The 19,919-nt window shown below is 46.4% G+C and carries 15 protein-coding genes; 14 read left to right on the plus strand and 1 reads right to left on the minus strand.

Going from position 1 to position 19,919, the window contains the following annotated elements; all coding sequences use genetic code 11:
• Nucleotides 1-90 precede the first annotated feature (90 nt).
• The 13 genes from AR1Y2_RS06395 (at nucleotide 91) to hdhA (ending at nucleotide 17,685) form a co-directional block, all read left to right on the plus strand.
• Nucleotides 91-3,552 carry a pyruvate carboxylase gene (locus AR1Y2_RS06395; RefSeq protein ID WP_137328229.1) on the plus strand — a complete coding sequence of 1,154 codons (3,462 nt, stop codon included), beginning with the start codon at nucleotides 91-93 and terminating at the stop codon, nucleotides 3,550-3,552.
• 83 nt (nucleotides 3,553-3,635) lie between these two features.
• Nucleotides 3,636-4,286, plus strand: coding sequence for a ClpP family protease (locus tag AR1Y2_RS06400; protein WP_137328230.1), 651 nt, complete (start codon nucleotides 3,636-3,638; stop codon nucleotides 4,284-4,286).
• Nucleotides 4,287-4,415: 129 nt separating this feature from the next.
• Nucleotides 4,416-5,903 carry a 4Fe-4S dicluster domain-containing protein gene (locus AR1Y2_RS06405; RefSeq protein ID WP_137328231.1) on the plus strand — a complete coding sequence of 496 codons (1,488 nt, stop codon included), beginning with the start codon at nucleotides 4,416-4,418 and terminating at the stop codon, nucleotides 5,901-5,903.
• Nucleotides 5,904-6,111: 208 nt separating this feature from the next.
• The gene (locus AR1Y2_RS06410) at nucleotides 6,112-8,469 is read left to right on the plus strand and encodes a DNA translocase FtsK (RefSeq protein ID WP_137328232.1); all 2,358 of its coding nucleotides are present in this window, start codon (nucleotides 6,112-6,114) and stop codon (nucleotides 8,467-8,469) included.
• 17 nt (nucleotides 8,470-8,486) lie between these two features.
• A complete protein-coding gene (locus AR1Y2_RS06415) occupies nucleotides 8,487-10,160 on the plus strand; it encodes a formate--tetrahydrofolate ligase (RefSeq protein WP_137328233.1) in 1,674 nt (557 codons plus the stop codon).
• Nucleotides 10,161-10,181: 21 nt separating this feature from the next.
• Nucleotides 10,182-11,030, plus strand: a complete 849-nt coding sequence (gene folD, locus AR1Y2_RS06420; protein ID WP_137328234.1) for a bifunctional methylenetetrahydrofolate dehydrogenase/methenyltetrahydrofolate cyclohydrolase FolD — start codon at nucleotides 10,182-10,184, stop codon at nucleotides 11,028-11,030.
• Nucleotides 11,031-11,033: 3 nt separating this feature from the next.
• A complete protein-coding gene (rimO, locus tag AR1Y2_RS06425; protein WP_137328235.1) occupies nucleotides 11,034-12,371 on the plus strand; it encodes a 30S ribosomal protein S12 methylthiotransferase RimO in 1,338 nt (445 codons plus the stop codon).
• Nucleotides 12,355-12,888, plus strand: coding sequence for a CDP-diacylglycerol--glycerol-3-phosphate 3-phosphatidyltransferase (gene pgsA, locus AR1Y2_RS06430; RefSeq protein ID WP_137328236.1), 534 nt, complete (start codon nucleotides 12,355-12,357; stop codon nucleotides 12,886-12,888). The genes rimO and pgsA overlap by 17 nt, the downstream gene beginning before the upstream one ends.
• A gap of 12 nt (nucleotides 12,889-12,900) precedes the next feature.
• Nucleotides 12,901-14,139, plus strand: coding sequence for a competence/damage-inducible protein A (locus AR1Y2_RS06435; RefSeq protein ID WP_137328237.1), 1,239 nt, complete (start codon nucleotides 12,901-12,903; stop codon nucleotides 14,137-14,139).
• A 136-nt stretch (nucleotides 14,140-14,275) separates the two neighbouring features.
• Nucleotides 14,276-15,322, plus strand: coding sequence for a recombinase RecA (gene recA, locus AR1Y2_RS06440; protein WP_137328238.1), 1,047 nt, complete (start codon nucleotides 14,276-14,278; stop codon nucleotides 15,320-15,322).
• A gap of 9 nt (nucleotides 15,323-15,331) precedes the next feature.
• Complete coding sequence (locus AR1Y2_RS06445; protein ID WP_137328239.1) at nucleotides 15,332-15,934, plus strand: regulatory protein RecX; 603 nt, start codon at nucleotides 15,332-15,334, stop codon at nucleotides 15,932-15,934.
• Between the two features lie 76 nt (nucleotides 15,935-16,010).
• Complete coding sequence (locus tag AR1Y2_RS06450; protein ID WP_137328240.1) at nucleotides 16,011-16,604, plus strand: zinc dependent phospholipase C family protein; 594 nt, start codon at nucleotides 16,011-16,013, stop codon at nucleotides 16,602-16,604.
• A 283-nt stretch (nucleotides 16,605-16,887) separates the two neighbouring features.
• Nucleotides 16,888-17,685: a 7alpha-hydroxysteroid dehydrogenase gene (gene hdhA / locus AR1Y2_RS06455; RefSeq protein ID WP_137328241.1), complete on the plus strand. Its 798-nt coding sequence runs from the start codon at nucleotides 16,888-16,890 to the stop codon at nucleotides 17,683-17,685.
• A 52-nt stretch (nucleotides 17,686-17,737) separates the two neighbouring features.
• Here the strand turns inward: hdhA and AR1Y2_RS06460 are convergent, their stop codons facing one another.
• Nucleotides 17,738-19,366: an ABC-F family ATP-binding cassette domain-containing protein gene (locus AR1Y2_RS06460; protein WP_137328242.1), complete on the minus strand. Its 1,629-nt coding sequence runs from the start codon at nucleotides 19,364-19,366 to the stop codon at nucleotides 17,738-17,740.
• A 189-nt stretch (nucleotides 19,367-19,555) separates the two neighbouring features.
• On the opposite strand from AR1Y2_RS06460, the gene ylxM reads away from it, so the two are divergent.
• Nucleotides 19,556-19,912, plus strand: coding sequence for a YlxM family DNA-binding protein (ylxM, locus tag AR1Y2_RS06465; RefSeq protein ID WP_175403599.1), 357 nt, complete (start codon nucleotides 19,556-19,558; stop codon nucleotides 19,910-19,912).
• Nucleotides 19,913-19,919: the final 7 nt, after the last annotated feature.

Here is a 19,919-nt window from a genome sequence, read left to right on the forward strand (position 1 = left end):
TTTAAGCTATAATGATTTCTAATACGTCTTACTGGCGCGGATTATTGTCCTGCCAGGAAAGACAAATTTTATATAAGGAGTAGTTTACCAATGCAAATAAAGAAATTTAAAAAAGTATTAGTAGCCAACCGCGGTGAGATTGCAATCCGTGTATTTCGTGCACTGAATGAGTTAGGGATTACGACTGTTGGCGTCTTTTCAAAAGAAGACCGCTATGCATTGTTCCGCTCCAAAGCGGATGAGTCTTATCAGCTGAATCCGGATAAAGGGCCGATCGATGCATATCTGGATATCAAGACCATCATCCGGATTGCCAAAGAGAAGAATGTGGATGCGATTCATCCGGGCTATGGATTTTTATCTGAGAATCCGGAATTTGTAGATGCCTGCGAGAGACACGGCATTACATTTATCGGACCGACTTCCGACATCATGAGAGCGATGGGAGACAAGATCTCTTCCAAGCAAATGGCGATCAAAGCGGATGTTCCGATTATTCCGGGTGTCGACCATGCAGTACATAGTGAAAAAGAGGTTCTTGAGATTGCAGAAAAAGTCGGATATCCTGTTATGCTGAAAGCATCCAACGGAGGAGGCGGACGCGGAATGCGTATCGTCCACACTGCACAGGAGATGCCGAAGGAGTATGCGGAAGCCAGAGACGAATCCAAAAAGGCATTCGGAGACGACCAGATTTTTATAGAAAAGTATTTAAAGAGTCCAAAACATATTGAAGTACAGATCATTGGGGATAATTACGGAAATGTGGTTCATCTGTATGACCGTGACTGTTCTGTACAGCGCCGCCACCAGAAGGTGGTTGAGTATGCACCTGCCTTCAGTATTCCGGAAGAGACAAGGCAGACCATCTTTGACAGCTCTTTAAGACTGGCAAAGGCAGTGGGCTACCGCAATGCCGGAACCTTAGAGTTCCTTGTGGATGCGGATAACAACCCTTATTTTATTGAGATGAATCCGAGAGTACAGGTCGAACACACCGTCACAGAGATGGTCACAGGAATCGACATCGTGCAGACCCAGATTCAGGTAGCTCAGGGATATGCCTTGGATTCTGATGAGATCCAGATTCCTTCCCAGGAAAGTGTTGAGACCACAGGCTATGCTATTCAGACACGTATCACTACAGAAGATCCGTCTAATAATTTCCTGCCAGATACCGGAAAGATTACGGTTTACCGTTCCGGAGCAGGAAACGGAATCCGTCTGGACGGAGGAAATGCGTATGCGGGTGCTGAGATCACACCGTATTACGACAGCCTTCTTGTAAAGGCATGTTCCCATGACCGCACCTTCTTAGGGGCTGTGATGAAGTCTACCCGTGTGTTAAAAGAGACAAGGATCCGTGGGATCAAGACGAATATCCCGTTCCTGATCAATGTGCTGAACCATGAGACTTTTAAGACCGGCCAGTGCTACACTACGTTTATAGAAGATACTCCGGAGTTGTTCCTTCTGCCTGAGAGTCAGGATCGTGCCACAAAGATCCTGGAATTCCTCGGCAATAAAATGGTCAACGAACAGAAAGCGGAAGAAAAACCGTTTTTTGAAGACCGTGTTCTTCCGAAGTATGATAAAAAGAAAGAGATTTACGGCGCAAGAGATGAATTCTTAAAACTGGGAGCCGAAGGCTTCACGCAGAAGATTTTACAGGACAAAAAGCTTTACGTCACGGATACCACGATGCGTGACGCTCAGCAGTCATTGATGGCAACCCGTATGAGAACAAAGGATCTTGCAGGGGCCGCCAAAGCAGCCAACCAATATATGGAGAATGCATTTTCCGTGGAAGCATGGGGAGGCGCGACATACGATACCTCATACCGATTCTTAAAGGAATCTCCATGGGTAAGACTCGCACTGCTGAGAGAGAGAATGCCGAATACGCTGATCCAGATGCTTTTAAGGGCATCAAACGCAGTGGGATACAAGAACTATCCAGACAACGTGGTCAAAGCTTTCATCGAAGAAGCATCTAGCCGAGGCGTGGATGTGTTCCGTATCTTTGACAGCTTAAACTGGGTTGAGAATATGAAGCTTCCAATCGAGACGGCCTTAAAGACCGGAAAGATCGTGGAAGGTGCCATCTGCTATACAGGGGATATTCTGAATCCGAATGAGACAAAATACACATTAGAATATTATGTGAAAAAGGCAAAAGAACTGGAAAGCCTTGGATGCCATATCTTTACCATCAAGGACATGGCCGGTCTTGTGAAGCCGTATGCGGCAGAGAAGCTTATCTCAGCCTTGAAGTCAGAACTTAACATACCAGTCAATCTTCACACCCATGATTCTACAGGCAACGGAGTCAGCACTCTGTTAAAAGCAACGGAGGCGGGAGTGGATATTGTAGACTGTGCCATTGGCTCTATGAGCTCTATGACCAGCAATCCTTCCATGAACTCTCTGGTGGAGGCTCTCTACGGAACAGATAGGGATACCGGATTAGTACCGGATCAGCTCACAGAACTGAGCCAGTATTATGAGAGATTGAGACCAGTCTACAAGCAGTTTGAAAGTGGAATGGATGCTCCGAATACAGAGATCTATAAGTATGAGATTCCTGGAGGACAGTACTCTAACCTGTTAGCCCAGGTAAAAGAAATGGGAGCTGCGGAAGACTTTGAGGAGATCAAAGGTCTGTACAAAGATGCCAATGACCTGCTTGGAAATATCGTGAAGGTGACGCCTTCCTCTAAGGTAGTAGGAGATTTTGCAATCTTTATGTTTAAAAACGGCCTGACCAAGGAAAATATTCTGACTGAAGGCAAGGGCTTATCTTACCCTGATTCTGTGGTAGAATATTTTGAAGGTATGATCGGACAGCCGGAAGGTGGATTTCCGAAAGAACTTCAGGACATTGTGCTGAAAGGCAAGAAACCGATCACAGTCCGTCCGGGAAGCCTGCTTCCGTCAGAAGACTTTGATCAGATCAAAAAAGGACTCAAGGAGTTCTTCTACAATGAATCCATGGAGGACGAGAAAACCCTTCACCGCAAGGCCTTAAGCTATGCTATGTATCCGAAAGTATATGAGGATTACTGCAGACATTTTGAAGCTTATAACGATGTCACAAGACTGGAAAGTCATGTGTACTTCTATGGTCTTAGGAAAGGTGAGGAAACGACCCTGACCATCGGAGCTGGAAAAGATCTTATCATTAAGTTTGTGGATATGTCAGAGCCGGATGAAAACGGTTACCGCCTGCTGGAATTTGAAGTCAACGGTTCCATGCGTGAGGTGAAGATCTTAGACCACAACCTTGAGGTTAAGGCTGACCACAGGATCAAGGCAGACAAGAGCAATCCGGCACATTTAGGCTCTACCATCCCTGGAACAGTCGGAAAGGTCCTTGTAAAAGAGGGAGATCCGGTCACTGTGAATATGCCGCTGCTCACGGTGGAAGCCATGAAGATGGAGACCACAGTTGTATCTAAGGTCAACGGAAAAGTAGATAAGATCTATGTCAAAGAGGGAGAACAGGTCAACCAGGAAGACCTGCTGGTATCTTTTGAAATCGGAGAAGAATAATCTTTCTCATAATGACAGAGAATAAAGGGAAGAAGCATTGCGCTTCTTCTCTTTTTTAAATTAAATAAAGTGAGGATGACAATATGAACGAAGATCAAAGAAATGAAGTGAGAGATACAGGGGAATTAGACTTGGGCGGCATCCATGTGATGACTGTCATAGGAGAGGTGGAAGGCCACCAGCTGTCTGCCCAGAATGCAAAGACAACCAAGTATGAGCATATGATCCCGGCCCTGGCCAAGGCGGAGTATTCTGATGATATTAAGGGTGTGTTGATTCTGCTCAACACTATCGGAGGTGATGTGGAATGTGGGCTTGCACTTGCAGAGATGATCGCTTCTTTAAGTAAGCCTACGGTAACCCTTGTGCTGGGAGGGAGCCATTCCATCGGAGTGCCTTTGGCAGTTTCCTCTGATTATTCATTTATTGTTAAAAGTGCGACAATGATGATCCATCCGGTCCGTTCCAGCGGTACCTTCATTGGCGTTTTGCAGAGCTACCGCAATATTGAAAAGATTCAGGACCGCATCACGCGGTTTATCAGCGATCATTCCGATGTTCCTGAGAAAAAGGTGGAGGAACTGATGCTCCATATCGGTGAGCAGGTAAAAGATGCAGGAACCATTTTAGAGGGAGAACAGGCAGTGGAGCTTGGATTGATCAACGAAATCGGAGGCATGAGCCAGGCCTTTGCAAAGCTTCAGGAGATGATCCAGGATACTCAGGGAAAATAAGGGAACAATTCTGGTTATTGTGTACAGAATAAAGTACAAAAAAAGCAAAAAAATCCTTTAATTTCGCTTAAAAGTAGTGTAGAATAAACATAGATTGTTTTTATTTTAACGAACATTAAAGGAGGAGCTATGAGAGGAATTGAGACCCCGGTCCGAGAGATCAGAAAAAAGGTGTTTACAGAGATTGCAAAATTTGCCTATGAACAACGAGACCTTGAAGAAATCGAGGATCTGCCATACGAATTAGTGAAAGGTGAACTGCCGACATACCGCGACAGTATTTATCGTGAAAGGGCAGTGGTAGGAGAGAGGATCCGTCTTGCCATGGGGATGTCTTTAAGGCCTGCTGATAAGCCTGCAAGAATCACAAAAGGGATCAAGGAGAGCAACATAGCGGAGAAGTACTATGAGCCGCCTCTTTTACAGGTGATCCCTGCAGCCTGCAACGCATGTAAGGATAGAGCTTTTATCGTGGGAGGAGAGTGCCAGGGATGTATGGCGCATCCGTGTATGGAAGTATGTCCGAAGAATGCCATAAGCTTTGTGGACGGATATTCCTACATTGACCAAGAAAAATGCATTAAGTGCGGACAGTGCCAGAAGGTATGTCCATACAGCGCGATCCATGAGAGAAAAAGACCGTGTGAAGTAGCCTGTGGAGTTGGAGCTATTGAGACTGATTACGCAGGCCGTGCTACCATCAATCCGGACAAGTGTGTTTCATGCGGTATGTGTATGGTCAACTGTCCATTTGGAGCCATCGCGGATAAGTCTCAGATCTATCAGCTGATCAAGGCAATGAATGAGGGTAATGAGGTTATCGCCATCTTAGCTCCTGCCTTTGTGGGACAGTTCGGCCCTAAGGCATCACCAGCTAAGGTAAAGGCAGCCCTGTTAGATATCGGATTTGCAGATGTATGGGAAGTGGCAGTGGGAGCTGATGCCGGAGCACTGGAGGAAGCGGACCACTATGCACATGGAGTTGCAACAGGAGAAGTTCCGTTCTTATTGACTTCCTGCTGTCCATCATGGTCTATGCTTGGCAAAAAGTACTTCCCAGAGGTGATCGACCAGATCTCCAATGCTCTGACTCCTATGGTTGCCACAGCCAGAGCGGCAAGGCAGACCAACGAGAATGCAAAGATCGTATTCGTAGGACCTTGTGTGGCGAAAAAGCTGGAAGCTTCCAGAAAGTCAGTCAGAAGTGAAGTAGATTTTGTCATTACATTTGAAGAGCTGGATGGAATGTTCTCAGCCAAGAACATTGATTTCAGTAACTACGACAAAGAAGAAGAGATGAACGATGCGTTCGGTGCAGGACGTGGATATGCGGTTGCCAGCGGAGTTGCCGCTGCCATCGAGGCATGTGTGAAAGAGTACCATCCGGGAGTGGACATAAAGATCGATCACGTAGAAGGTCTGGCAGAGTGCAAGAAGATGCTTCTTCAGGCAAAGGCCGGCAAGAAGAACGGCTACCTGATCGAAGGAATGGGCTGCCCTGGCGGATGTGTGGCCGGAGCGGGAACCAATATTCCGGTGGTTAAAGCAGGCGTACAGGTTAAGAAGTTCGTGAATGAAGCAGAGCAGTTTATTCCGCCTGAGACAGCCAAATATTAAGGCCGGCATCAAGAAAGAACCGTGATTGAAAGCGGTATGTACACAGCATTAAGAAACTCATAAAAACATACAAAAGAGCCTGAAAGGAACCAAAGAGTTCTGTTCAGGCTCTTTACATTTATTTAGGTTAATTGTAAAATAGGCATATAACTCTTTCAAGAAAGGGTTATTGAGCATTAAATTTAAGTAGAAAAGAGATTCCAGAAGAATGGCAGCTAAAAAAAGCAAGAAAAGAAGCACGGCACGAAAGAAGAAAAAGCAAAAAGATTTTGCAGGGTTCTATCAGGAAATTGCAGTTCTGTTAAGTTTTGCAGTTTGTCTTTTTTTATTTTTGAGTAATTTTGGGCTCTGCGGAAAAGTGGGGAGCACTGTAAGTTCCGCTTTGTTCGGAGTGCTGGGTGGTGTTCATTATGTTGCCCCTATCGTTATATTGATCATGATCCTTCTGCTGATTTCCAATCAGTACAACAGCATCTCAGTAAAAAAATCCTTTTTTATTGTTCTGCTTTTGTGCATGACAGCGGCCATATGGCAGATGGGCACAGACATCAACATGTCGGATACTGGTGTCCTTTACCGGTATGCTTCCTTAAACCATGCTGGAGGAGGAGTGGTCGGAGGTGTCATCAGTTCTTTTCTATATAAGGAATTGGGACTGGCCGGCAGTTATGTCGTTGTATTTTTCTTAACAGCCATTTCCATGATACTGATTACAGAGAGATCACTGCTTTCCTTTGTGAAGCGTGTGATCGCATTTTTTACACCGGAACGGTCTCCAGAGAAGAAAAGCAGGCCGTCTAAGAAAAAACAGCCAAAGGAAAAAGAAGAAAAACCAAAGTCCAAGATCAAGGCTCCGAAATTCCCTGAGTTGAAGCTTCATGGACGGGAGAAAAAGCCTCAGGTCTTAGACGACCTGACTCTGATGCCAGAGGAACCGGCAAAGGAATCTGTGAAGTCCTTTGACCTGGATGAGATGATCGGACATGCTGAGGAAGTCCCGGCAGAAGAACCTGAGCCAAAGCCAAGGACTCGGTCATTTGTGAACAAAGAAAAATCAGAACCAGAACCGCTTCCGGAGATCGCTATACATCCTGCCGCACTGGAGGAGGGGGACTATGTGTTCCCGCCAGTGACTTTACTGAAAAAGGGAAAGAAAGCAGGAGGCAACAGCCAGGCGGAGCTTAAGAAGACTGCGCTCAAGCTGGAGCAGACCCTTAGGAACTTCGGTGTCAATGTAACGATTACAGATATCAGCTGTGGTCCTTCTGTCACCCGGTTTGAACTTCAGCCGGAGCAGGGAGTCAAGGTTAGCAAGATTGTCGGGCTATCGGATGATATTAAGCTGAATCTGGCAGCGCCGGATATCAGGATCGAAGCGCCGATTCCAGGAAAAGCGGCAGTGGGGATAGAAGTACCGAATAAGACCAATCAGGTGGTCATGTTCCGCGACCTGATAGAGAATAATGATTTTAAACGGTTCTCATCCAACATCGCGTTTGCGGTTGGCAAGAACCTTGCGGGTAAGGTGATCATCTCAGATATCGCCAAGATGCCCCACTTATTGATCGCCGGCGCCACGGGCTCCGGTAAGTCTGTGTGTATCAACACACTGATTATGAGTATTTTATATAAGGCAAGCCCCAACGATGTAAAACTGATCATGATCGATCCCAAGGTCGTGGAGCTCAGTACATATCAGGGAATCCCTCATCTTCTGATTCCTGTGGTCACGGATCCCAAGCAGGCATCCAGTGCATTAAACTGGGCGGTCATGGAGATGGGTGACAGGTACAAGAAGTTTGCGGATGTCAATGTAAGAAATCTATCCGGTTATAACGAGAAAGTAAAAGAGATGAAGGAAAAAGGCATGGAGGGCGAAGACTTTCAGCCGCTGCCGCAGATCGTCATCATTGTGGACGAGCTGGCAGACTTGATGATGGTTGCCCCGGGAGAGGTGGAAGATGCCATTGTAAGGCTTTCCCAGCTTGCCAGAGCCGCAGGCATTCATCTGATCATTGCCACTCAGAGACCGTCTGTCAATGTCATCACAGGATTGATCAAAGCGAATGTCCCTTCCAGGATCGCTTTTTCCGTATCCTCCGGGGTGGATTCCCGTACGATCATCGATATGAACGGGGCTGAGAAGCTTCTTGGCAAAGGTGACATGCTCTTTTATCCGGCCGGATACCAGAAACCGGTCCGCATACAGGGGGCATTTATCAGCGATGAGGAAGTCGGCCGTGTTGTGGAATTCTTAAAAAGCCAGAATATAGAGGATGATTACGGCAGTGAGATTAAAGAAAAGATCGAGACGGCCAGCGTAAAGGCCACAGTCTCCGCAGACAGGGACGAGTATTTTGAGGATGCTGCTAAATTTATCATTGACAAGGATAAGGCATCCATCGCCAGCCTCCAGAGGATCTTTAAGATTGGATTCAACCGGGCGGCCAGGCTTATGGACCAGCTCTGTGAAGCCGGAATTGTCGGGGAAGAGGAAGGAACCAAACCCCGCAAGGTTCTCATGAGCCAGGAAGAATTTGAACAATATAAAGATGAGTATTTATAGAAGAAAGGAACCAACCAATGAAAACAGATATTCAGATTGCACAGGAAGCAGAGTTACATCCGATAAAGGAAGTCGCAGCAACTCTCGGGATCAGAGAGGATGACCTGGAGCTGTACGGAAAGTATAAGGCAAAGCTGTCTTCCGGATTTATGAATGAGATTAAAGATAACGAGGACGGGAAACTCGTCCTTGTGACTGCGATCAACCCCACTCCGGCAGGTGAGGGAAAGACCACAACCAGCATCGGACTGGCACAGGCGCTGACCAAGCTTGGAAAAAAGACCGTGGTAGCACTCAGGGAGCCCTCTTTAGGACCTTGCTTTGGGATCAAAGGGGGAGCGGCAGGGGGCGGATATGCCCAGGTAGTCCCGATGGAAGATTTAAATCTTCACTTTACGGGAGATTTCCATGCCATCACTTCTGCCAATAACCTTTTGGCTGCTATGCTCGACAATCACATCCAGCAGGGAAATACACTGAAGGTTGACACAAGGGATATCGTCTGGAAACGGTGCCTGGATATGAATGACCGGGCTCTCAGAAATATTGTCGTAGGGCTGGGCCGCAAAGTGGACGGCGTTGTGCGGGAAGACCATTTTGTCATTACCGTGGCGTCTGAGATCATGGCGATCCTTTGTCTGGCAAACGATATGGAAGACCTAAAGAAACGATTAGGCAAGATCATTGTTGCTTATAATATGGATAAAGAACCTGTGACGGCGGAGGATTTAAATGCCGTGGGAGCTATGGCAGCCCTCTTAAAGGATGCGTTAAAGCCGAACCTAATTCAGACTCTGGAGCACACACCGGCATTTGTCCACGGCGGACCGTTTGCCAATATTGCTCACGGCTGCAACAGTGTGCAGGCGACAAAAATGGCCCTGAAGCTTTCTGACATCACAGTGACGGAGGCAGGATTCGGCGCGGATCTTGGAGCGGAGAAATTCTTAGACATCAAATGTCCGATGGCAGGCCTCAAACCGGATGCGGTTGTTCTGGTCGCTACAGTCAGAGCCTTAAAGTACAACGGTGGTGTTCTTAAAGAGGATCTGAGCGAAGAAAACATTGATGCTCTGAGTAAAGGAATCGTAAATCTGGAGAAACATATAGAAAACCTGAAGCAATATGGAGTTCCCGTGGTGGTGACGCTGAACCAGTTTGTAACGGATACAGAAGCTGAATTAGACTTTATCAAACATTTCTGCCAGGAGCGCGGCTGTGACTTTGCCCTGTCAGAAGTATGGGAAAAGGGAGGCGAAGGCGGTTTAAGCTTAGGAAAGGCAGTGTTAAAGACATTGGAGACCAAAAAGAGTGAATACCACCCGCTGTACTCCTATGAAGATACTACAATCGAAGAAAAAATCGAAACCATCGCTTCCAAGATCTACGGGGCAGACAATGTGGTCTACGCACCGGCTGCGACAAGACAGATCAAACAGCTTTCAGAACTTGGATATGGCAGTCTTCCGGTCTGCATGGCGAAGAACCAGTATTCTTTATCCGATGACCCGAAGAAACTGGGGCGTCCGGAGCATTTTGACATTACGATCCGAGAGGTCTATGTGAATGCAGGCGCTGGTTTTATCGTTGCTTTGACAGGAGATATCATGACCATGCCTGGCCTTCCGAAAAAGCCGGCTGCAGAAGGAATTGACGTAAATGACGACGGTGCTATCACCGGATTATTCTAGAATTCACGAGAGGGAAGAGACATGACACAGATAATTGATGGAAAAAAGATCTCAGCGGAGATCAAAGATGAACTGAAACAGGAAGTGGCGGCTATGAAGGCAGAAGGTAAGGAGATCGCTCTGGCAGTGATTCAGGTGGGGGAAGACCCGGCTTCTTCTGTCTATGTCAGGAATAAGAAGAAAGCATGTGAATATATTGGAATTAAATCCGTATCCTACGAGATACCGGAAGATTCTACACAGCAGGAATTGCTTGACCTTGTGGAAAAGTGTAACAAAGATCCTGAGATCAACGGGATCTTAGTGCAGCTTCCGCTCCCTGGACATATGAATGAGGACGCAGTGATCCATGCCATTGACCCGAAGAAGGATGTGGATGGGTTTCATCCGGTCAGTGTCGGAAACATGGTGATCGGAAATGACGGATTCCTCCCATGTACTCCGGCCGGTATCATTGAACTTTTGAAACGCTCCGGTGTGGAGATCAGCGGAAAAGAATGTGTTGTCGTGGGAAGAAGCAATATCGTGGGGAAACCTATGTCTATGCTGCTGCTCAGAGAAAACGGCACTGTGACTGTCTGCCATTCCAGAACTAGAAATCTCCGGGAAGTGTGCAGCCGTGCGGATATCCTTGTGGTTGCCGTAGGAAAACCTAAATTTATCGACTCCTCCTATGTGAAGCAGGGAGCCGTCATCATTGATGTGGGTATCCACAGAAATGAACACAATAAGCTGTGCGGGGATGTGGATTTTGATGCGGTGAAGGAAAAGACGTCTGCCATCACTCCGGTGCCTGGCGGCGTAGGTCCTATGACCATCGCTATGCTCATGAAAAACTGCGTACAGTCTAAAAAATTATTTGGAGAATAACAGATGAAAATACTTTTTATTTCTCTTGGATGTGATAAAAACCTGGTGGACAGTGAAGTGATGCTGGGTCTTCTCACGGAGAGGGGATACACTTTGACCAACGATGAGGAAGAGGCTGATATCATTGTCATCAATACCTGCTGCTTCATCCATGATGCCAAAGAAGAAAGCATCAACACGATTCTTGAGATGGCGGCCTATAAGGAGCAGAATCTAAAGGCCCTTGTGGTGGCGGGATGTCTGTCTGAGAGATACAAGGATGAAATTTTAGAGGAGATTCCTGAGATTGATGCTGTATTGGGGACTACCAGCTATGACTCTATTGTTGAGGCGGTAGATGAAGCGCTTGCAGGCAATGGATATGTACATTACGAGAGCATCGACTATCTGCCGGATAATTCCGGACACCATCGTGTGGTCACGACGGGCAGCCATATGGCTTATTTAAAGATCGCTGAGGGATGCGATAAGAGATGTAGTTACTGTATCATCCCAAAGATCCGGGGAAGATTTCGGAGCGTCCCGATGGAAGAACTTTTAAAGAGCGCCAGGGAGCTGGCAGCCTCAGGAGTTACAGAGCTGGTTTTAGTAGCTCAGGAGACAACTCTGTATGGAAAGGACCTTACGGGCAAAAAGGAGCTTCCTACACTGCTCAGGGAACTGTGCAAGGTGGAAGGAATCCAGTGGATCCGTCTGCTGTACTGTTATCCAGAGGAGATTACGGATGAACTGATTAAGACCATAAAGGAAGAAGAAAAGGTTGTTCATTATATTGACATGCCGATCCAGCACTGCAGTGACGGCATTTTGAGAAGGATGGGCCGCAGGACTTCCAAGGCGGATATAGAATTCATCATTGCAAAGCTCCGCAGAGAAATTCCGGATATGGCCATCCGTACAACGCTGATCACTGGATTCCCGGGTGAGACGGAGGAACAGCACCAGGAGCTGGTAGACTTCATAAGCAGACAGAGATTTGAACGTCTGGGCGTATTCACCTACTCCCCGGAAGAAGACACGAAAGCGGCAGAATTTGAGGGACAGATCGAAGAAGAGGTGAAGGAAGCCAGAAGGGATGAACTGATGGCTCTGCAGCAGCAGATTTCCCGTGAGCATACACAACAGATGGTCGGAAAGACCATCCGGGTTTTGATCGAAGGATACCTGTTTGAGGATGACGTATATGTAGGCCGCAGCTACATGGACGCTCCGAAAGTGGACGGCTGTGTATTTGTGACATCGCCGGAGGAACTGTTGACCGGGGACTATGTATATGTAAAGATTACCAAAGGAAATGAGTACGATTTGATAGGAGAGATGGACTATGAATTTACCAAATAAACTAACAATATTGAGAGTATTGATGATACCGGTTTTTATCTTTGTGCTGCTGGCCGAACCGTTTGGGGATATCAGTAAATGGATCGCTGTGCTGATCTTTATCATTGCCAGCCTCACTGATTTTCTGGACGGACACATTGCAAGAAAGTATAATCTCGTAACCAATTTTGGAAAGTTCATGGATCCCCTGGCAGATAAGCTGTTAGTCTGCTCTGCAATGATTGCCCTTGTGGGTATGAACCGCCTGGCTTCCTGGATCGCCATCATCATCATCGCCAGAGAGTTTATCATTAGCGGTTTTCGTCTGATCGCATCGGACAACGGAGTCGTCATCGCTGCCAGCTACTGGGGAAAATTTAAGACCAATTTCCAGATGTTTATGATCATTATGCTGATCATCGATTTAGGAACAGGCACAGCAGTGATCATTGAAAATATTTTGGTATACATTTCGCTTGTGTTGACCATCATATCATTGTTAGATTATTTAATTAAAAATAAGAATGTCCTGAAATAGAAGGAGACCATTATGACAGCAGAAATTATTTGTGTGGGAACAGAAATATTACTGGGCAACATTGTTAACACCAATGCTGCCTACCTGTCAGAACGCTTAGCCGCCCTCGGTATAAGCGTTTTTTTTGAAACCACTGTGGGAGATAACCCGGAGCGTGTGGAGGAAGTGATAAAGACAGGTATGAAACGGTCAGATATCCTGATCTTGTCCGGGGGGCTTGGACCGACGAAGGATGACCTGACAAAAGAGATCGCGGCTAAGGCATGTGGACAGAAGCTTGTGGAGGACGCAGAGGCAAAAGAGAGGCTGACGTCATATTTTACAAGTATCAAACGTCCTATGACAGACAATAACTTAAAACAGGCCATGGTGCCGGAAGACTGCACCGTACTGTATAATGGCAACGGTACTGCGCCGGGTATGGTAATCAACGGACCGGAGGGAAGAAAAGTCGTTCTTCTGCCAGGGCCGCCCAGTGAGTTGATCCCGATGTTCCATGAACAGGTAGAGCCGATCCTTTCTAAACTTCAACCGGGAATTTTATATTCCAAAGTCGTAAAGATTGACTGCCTGGGAGAAAGCTATGTGGAAACCCAGATCATGGATTTGATCGATGAGCAGAGCAATCCCACAGTAGCTCCGTATGCAAAACTCGGGGAGGTCCATTTGAGAGTCACAGCCAAGGCAGACACGGAAGAGGAAGCAAAGGAACTGGTTATGCCTATGGTCGAGGAACTGAGGTCCAGGTTCGGCAATAAGATTTATACCATCGAGGAAGAGGAGACTCTGGAGGAAGTGGTGGTAAAGATGCTGAAACAGAAGAAGGAGACCATAGCGGCAGCTGAATCCTGTACCGGAGGACTTTTGGCGGCAAGACTTATCAATGTTCCCGGCGCTTCAAATGTACTGAATGAAAGCTTTATCACGTATTCTAATGAAGCGAAGATGAAGTATCTTAGTGTAAAAGAAGAGACACTGAAAGAGCACGGGGCTGTCTCAGAGGAAACCGCCAGGGAGATGGCAGAAGGTGTCTTAAAGACCTCAGGTGCGGACATCGGCGTCGGTATCACAGGGCTTGCCGGACCGGGCGGAGAGACCGGAACGAAAAAACCAGGGTTGGTATATATCGGTGTATGCCGCGGAGGCCATACAGAGGTGAAAAAGTATGATCTCAAGGGAAACCGTGAAAAGATTAGGGAAGTTTCCGTATGCCGGGCACTGACAATGATAAGGAAAGCTTTGGCGGACTGATTGAAGAATATGTAAATATATGTTAAACTAAAAGAGGAAGACAAGTACGAACAAATATTCGACGAACACTTGTTTTTCTCTTTGTGCTATGATATAATCAAAACCAGTTCATAATAAGATTAAAGGAGAATACAGGATGCAACAGACAGAGAAGTTAAAAGCATTGGATGCAGCTCTTACCAAGATAGAAAAAGATTACGGCAAGGGAGCCGTTATGAAGCTTGGAGAATACCAGGCAGATATGAGCATTGAGACGACACCGACAGGTTCCCTGAGTCTGGACATCGCCCTCGGCGTTGGAGGGATCCCGAAGGGAAGAGTGATCGAGATCTATGGTCCGGAGTCCAGCGGTAAGACAACTGTGGCATTACATATGGTAGCAGAGGTACAGAAGAGGGGCGGCATTGCAGGGTTTATCGATGCGGAGCATGCCCTGGATCCTGTCTATGCGCAGAATATCGGAGTGGATGTGGACAACCTCTACATCTCCCAGCCGGATACAGGAGAGCAGGGGCTGGAGATCACGGAGACCATGGTGCGTTCCGGCGCTGTGGATATCATCATCGTGGATTCCGTTGCCGCTTTGGTTCCGAAGGCAGAGATCGACGGAGACATGGGAGATTCCCATGTTGGTCTTCAGGCAAGGCTCATGTCACAGGCTCTGAGAAAGCTGACAGCCATCATCAGCAAGTCCAACTGTACCGTGATCTTCATCAACCAGCTGAGGGAAAAGGTAGGAGTCATGTTCGGGAATCCGGAGACAACTACCGGAGGGCGCGCCCTTAAGTTCTATTCTTCCATCCGCCTGGATGTGCGAAGGATCGAGACGCTGAAGCAGGCAGGAGATATGGTCGGGAACCGTACCAGGATTAAGGTCGTCAAGAACAAAGTGGCACCTCCATTCAAGCAGGCAGAGTTTGATATTATGTTCGGGGAAGGAATCTCCAAAGTGGGAGATATCCTGGATCTGGCAGCCGGAGTGGATGTCATCAAGAAGAGCGGGGCCTGGTATGCATACCAGGGAGAGAAGATCGGACAGGGCAGAGAGAATGCCAAGACATATTTAAAAGAGCATCCGGAAGTGGCGCAGGAAGTGGAAGCTGCGGTCCGCAGGGAGTACGGTCTTGACGGAGGGGCAGAAGCCGCCCCGGAGGAGACACAGCCAGAAGAGCCACAGCAGTAAGCCACAGATATGAGAGTGACAATGCTGGAGCCAGTGGGCAGAAAACAGATCAGGCTTTATCTCGATGAGGAGCGTTATTGTCTCCTCTATACCGGGGAGGCCAGAAGACTTGGCCTTAAGGAGAATATGGAGCTTTCAGAAGTACAGAAGAACGAACTGGACAGCCTGCTGCTCCACCGGGCCAAGTTAAAGGCCATGAATCTGTTAAAGGTCTCCGACAGGACAAAAGAAGAGATACGCTCAAGGCTGAAATGCCTGGAGCTACCGGACACATGCATCGAGGGAGCAGTCTCTTATGTAGAAGGATATCATTATATTGACGATGAAGCCTATGTGAGACATTACATAGAGTTCAGGGGAGCCTCAAAGAGCCGTTTAAAGATCAAGCAGGAATTGTCCCAGAAGGGTATAAGCCCGGAGCTTTTTGAACGCATATGGGAGGAGTTTGATCTGTCGGAGGAAGATGTCCTAAGAGAGCAGATCAAAAAAAGGATCCGGCAAAAAGGTCCGGTAACAGAGGCAAATTTTCAAAAAACCCTAGCGTTTTTTGCCAGGAAAGGATTTCCATTTCATGAGATTTTAGAAAATCTTAAGGAATTTAAAGAGCAATAGAGTTGATTTTTCTAAAAATCGGGATATAATAAGATTAGAACCTGAGTTTACATGTCAAGTGTTTTAAGGAGATCGAATGAGGAAAAAATCACACATTTCACTGGCTGGACAAATTATGGACTCACTACAACTGGAAGAAGTATTTGACTATAAGTTACCGTTCTACATCGGAAGTATCTGGCCGGATTGCAGACCATCCTTTATAACAACGCCGCATACTTTTGATATCACGTATGATAAAATAGAGAATCAACTTGATGACTTTGTCGCAGACTATGATGCACTAAAAGGGATGAACATGCGGCGCTGTGCGAAGTTGGGAGTGATTATTCATTATATTGCTGACTATTTCACTTATCCCCACAACAGTTCTTATGAAGGTAATGTAAAGGATCACTGCATTTATGAGAGAGATCTTAAGCATGAACTGAAAGAATATCTGTCCACGGAAGAAGCTATGGAGCGTAAGGACAAGATTGTCCCGCTGAATTCTACAAAAGGATTGTCTGAGTTTATCAAGAATATCCACGCAGAATACATGCGCCGTGAACACAGCGTAGCAGACGATATCCAGTATATCGTGGAAGTATGCACCACAGTGGTAATGAGTATCTTAAATATCATTAAGATCAGCTTTGAGAATGTTGCTTTGAAAGTACAGTACGCATAAATACAAGAGCCAATGCCGCAGGATAGCTTTTTATGGAAAGTTATTCTGCGGTTTTTTGTTCCATAGGAAAGTTCCTCGAACCTCCCTATGGAACAAAAAAGCCCTACGGGCATTATGCACACAAGTGCGTGAGGAAATTATTTGACTACGTCAAATCGCATTTGGTGCGCAAAGCGGAGCAAGTCCCTCATGATTGAGGGATTTAGCGAGATGAAGCGGACTTGTCCGCTTTGTTTACGCTAAAAAGGATATAAATATATTGTAGTAGAAAGGAGTATGTAAAATGAGATTAAAGGATAAGGTAGTATTGATAACAGCATCCACAAGAGGAATCGGGCTGGCTGTCACAAAGGCGTGTGCTGAAGAAGGCGCTATCGTATATATGGCAGCAAGAAATCTGGAACGTGCTGGACAGAGAGCGGAGGAACTGAATGAGAAGGGTTTCAGGGTCAAGTATGTATATAATGATGCATATAAACCGGAAACTTATGTCAGCATGGTAGAAGAAGTGGTGGAAAAGGAGGGGCGTATCGATGTGCTCGTGAACAATTTTGGCACCTCAGATCCAAAAAAGGATCTGGATATCGGCCACACGGAATGTGAAGATTTTCTACAAATCGTCAATACAAATCTGACCAGTGTATTCGCCTCATCCCAGGCAGCCATCCGGCATATGGAAGCCCAAGGCGGAGGTAGTATTATCAATATTTCTTCGGTGGGAGGATTGGTGCCGGATATCTCCCAGATCGCATACGGTACGAGCAAAGCAGCGATCAACTATATGACTAAACTAACTGCAGTCCAGGAGGCAAGGCATAACATAAGGTGCAATGCTGTGCTGCCGGGGATGACAGCTACTGATGCAGTCCAGGACAACTTAAGTGAAGAGTTCCGGGAATTCTTTTTAAAGCACACACCGATCCGAAGGATGGGAAAACCGGAGGAAATCGCGGCGGCTGTAGTCTATTTTGCGGGAGATGAGTCCGCTTATACTACAGGGCAGATCATGGATGTATCCGGCGGTTTTGGAAAAGCAACGCCTATCTTCGGAGATATGGCAGAAATGAAGCAGAAGCGCTGAAAAACGAGCAGGCTCAAATTTCAATCATTTGAGCCTGCTCGTTTTCACTTATTTATTGGTTTTCTTCGTCGTAATTGGCTACCTGGCGTTTTCTTGCAGATGCATTGCTCTCCAGATAATCATCGTAGGTTCCGAGGAAGTCGAACATACCGCTGTCTGTCAACTCGATGATCCGGTTGGCAGTGGTCTGTACAAACTGATGATCCTGGGAACTGAACAGCAGTCCTCCGGTAAACTTGTGGAGGCCTTCATTCAGGGCAGTGATAGATTCCATATCCAGATGGTTGGTCGGTTCATCTAAGATGAGGATGTTGGCCCCGCTGATCATAAGCTTAGACAGCATACAGCGGACTTTTTCTCCACCGGACAAAACAGAAACTTTCTTTAAAGCTTCTTCACCGGAGAAGAGCATGCGTCCAAGGAAGCCCCGGACAAATGTGACATCCTTATCCTCAGAATACTGGCTGAGCCATTCTGCGATGGACATATCTTCGCTGAAATCCTTTGTATTGTCCTTTGGGAAATAGGACTGTGTGGTGGTGACACCCCATTTGTAGGTTCCCTCATCCGGTTCCATCTCACCGGAGATAATACGGAAAAATGTAGTGGTAGCCAGTGTATTCGGTCCCACAAAAGCGATTTTGTCTTCTGGATTCATGGTAAAGGAGACATTGTCAAGGACCTTCACTCCGTCAATGGTCTTGGAGAGACCTTCCACAGACAGGGCATCGTTTCCAATGTCTCGGATTGGTTTGAAGTTGATATAAGGATATTTTCTGCTGGAAGGTTTAATCTCATCCAGCTGTATCTTATCCAGCGCTTTTTTCCTTGATGTAGCCTGCTTAGACTTGGAAGCGTTTGCGCTGAACCGGGCGATAAAGTCCTGGAGTTCTTTGATCTTGTCTTCCTTTTTCTTGTTGGCATCCTTCATCTGCTTGGAGATCAGCTGGCTGGACTCGTACCAGAAGTCATAGTTTCCGGTGTAAAGCTGGATCTTAGCGTAGTCAATGTCAGCGATGTGGGTACATACCTTGTTTAAGAAATAACGGTCATGGGACACAACGATGACTGTATTATCAAAGTCAATAAGGAAGTCTTCCAGCCAGCGGATGGCTTCCAGGTCCAAATGGTTGGTAGGCTCATCCAGGAGAAGAATGTCCGGATTGCCGAACAATGCCTGGGCGAGAAGTACTTTGACCTTCTGAGATCCGTTCAGTTCTGACATTTTTGCATAGTGCAGGTCATTTTCAATTCCGAGGCCGTTTAATAAGGTTGCAGCGTCAGATTCTGCTTCCCAGCCGTTCATGTCAGCGAACTCAGCTTCCAGTTCGCTGGCCTTGATGCCGTCTTCTTCTGTAAAGTCTTCTTTTGCGTAGATCGCATCCTTTTCCTTCATGATCTCATAGAGACGGGTATTTCCCAGCATAACAGCGTCCAGCACTGTATATTCATCATACTGGTAGTGATCCTGCTTTAATACGGACAGGCGCTGACCATCTGTGATCGCCACTTCGCCCTGGGAAGGCTCCAATTCTCCGGATAAGATCTTTAAGAAGGTGGATTTACCTGCTCCGTTTGCGCCGATCAGGCCGTAGCAGTTTCCTTCTGTAAATTTGATGTTGACATCTTCAAATAATGCGCGTTTTCCAAGGCGCAGAGTAACGTTGATTGCTTGTATCATGTAAATAAAACCTTTCTTATTTAAATTTCGTTTGGGATCGTCTTTTTTCTATTTTACAGGAAAGTGAAACTTTTTCAAGTGATATTTCTTTGTAACCGTAAAATGTGCAAGGAAAAATACTTGACAAACAGGCTGATATCCGATAAACTGAATCACGGTAAAGGAAAAATACTTTACAGGAGATGTGACATGGAATGGATTGTAGAACAGACGCTCCTATATGATTTTTACGGAGAGCTTCTGACTGAGCACCAAAAAGAAATATACGAAGACCATGTACTGAACGATTTGTCTCCCAGCGAGATTGCCGGAGAACACGGCATCACGAGACAGGCTGCCTATGACATGATCAGGCGCTGTAACAAGATCCTCGCTGGATATGAGAAGAAGCTGCACCTTGTGGAAAAGTTTTTGAGGACGAAAGAAAAGGTAACAGAGATTCATCTTCTGGCCAAAAGCATTTTACATGCGGATGATCAGGAGGAGATCAAGATAGAGATCAGAAAGATTGAGCAGGTATCCAACGGGATTCTGGAAGATTTGTAACAGGTCG

The sequence above is a fragment of the Anaerostipes rhamnosivorans genome (genome assembly GCF_005280655.1).
Taxonomy (GTDB): Bacteria; Bacillota; Clostridia; order Lachnospirales; family Lachnospiraceae; genus Anaerostipes; species Anaerostipes rhamnosivorans.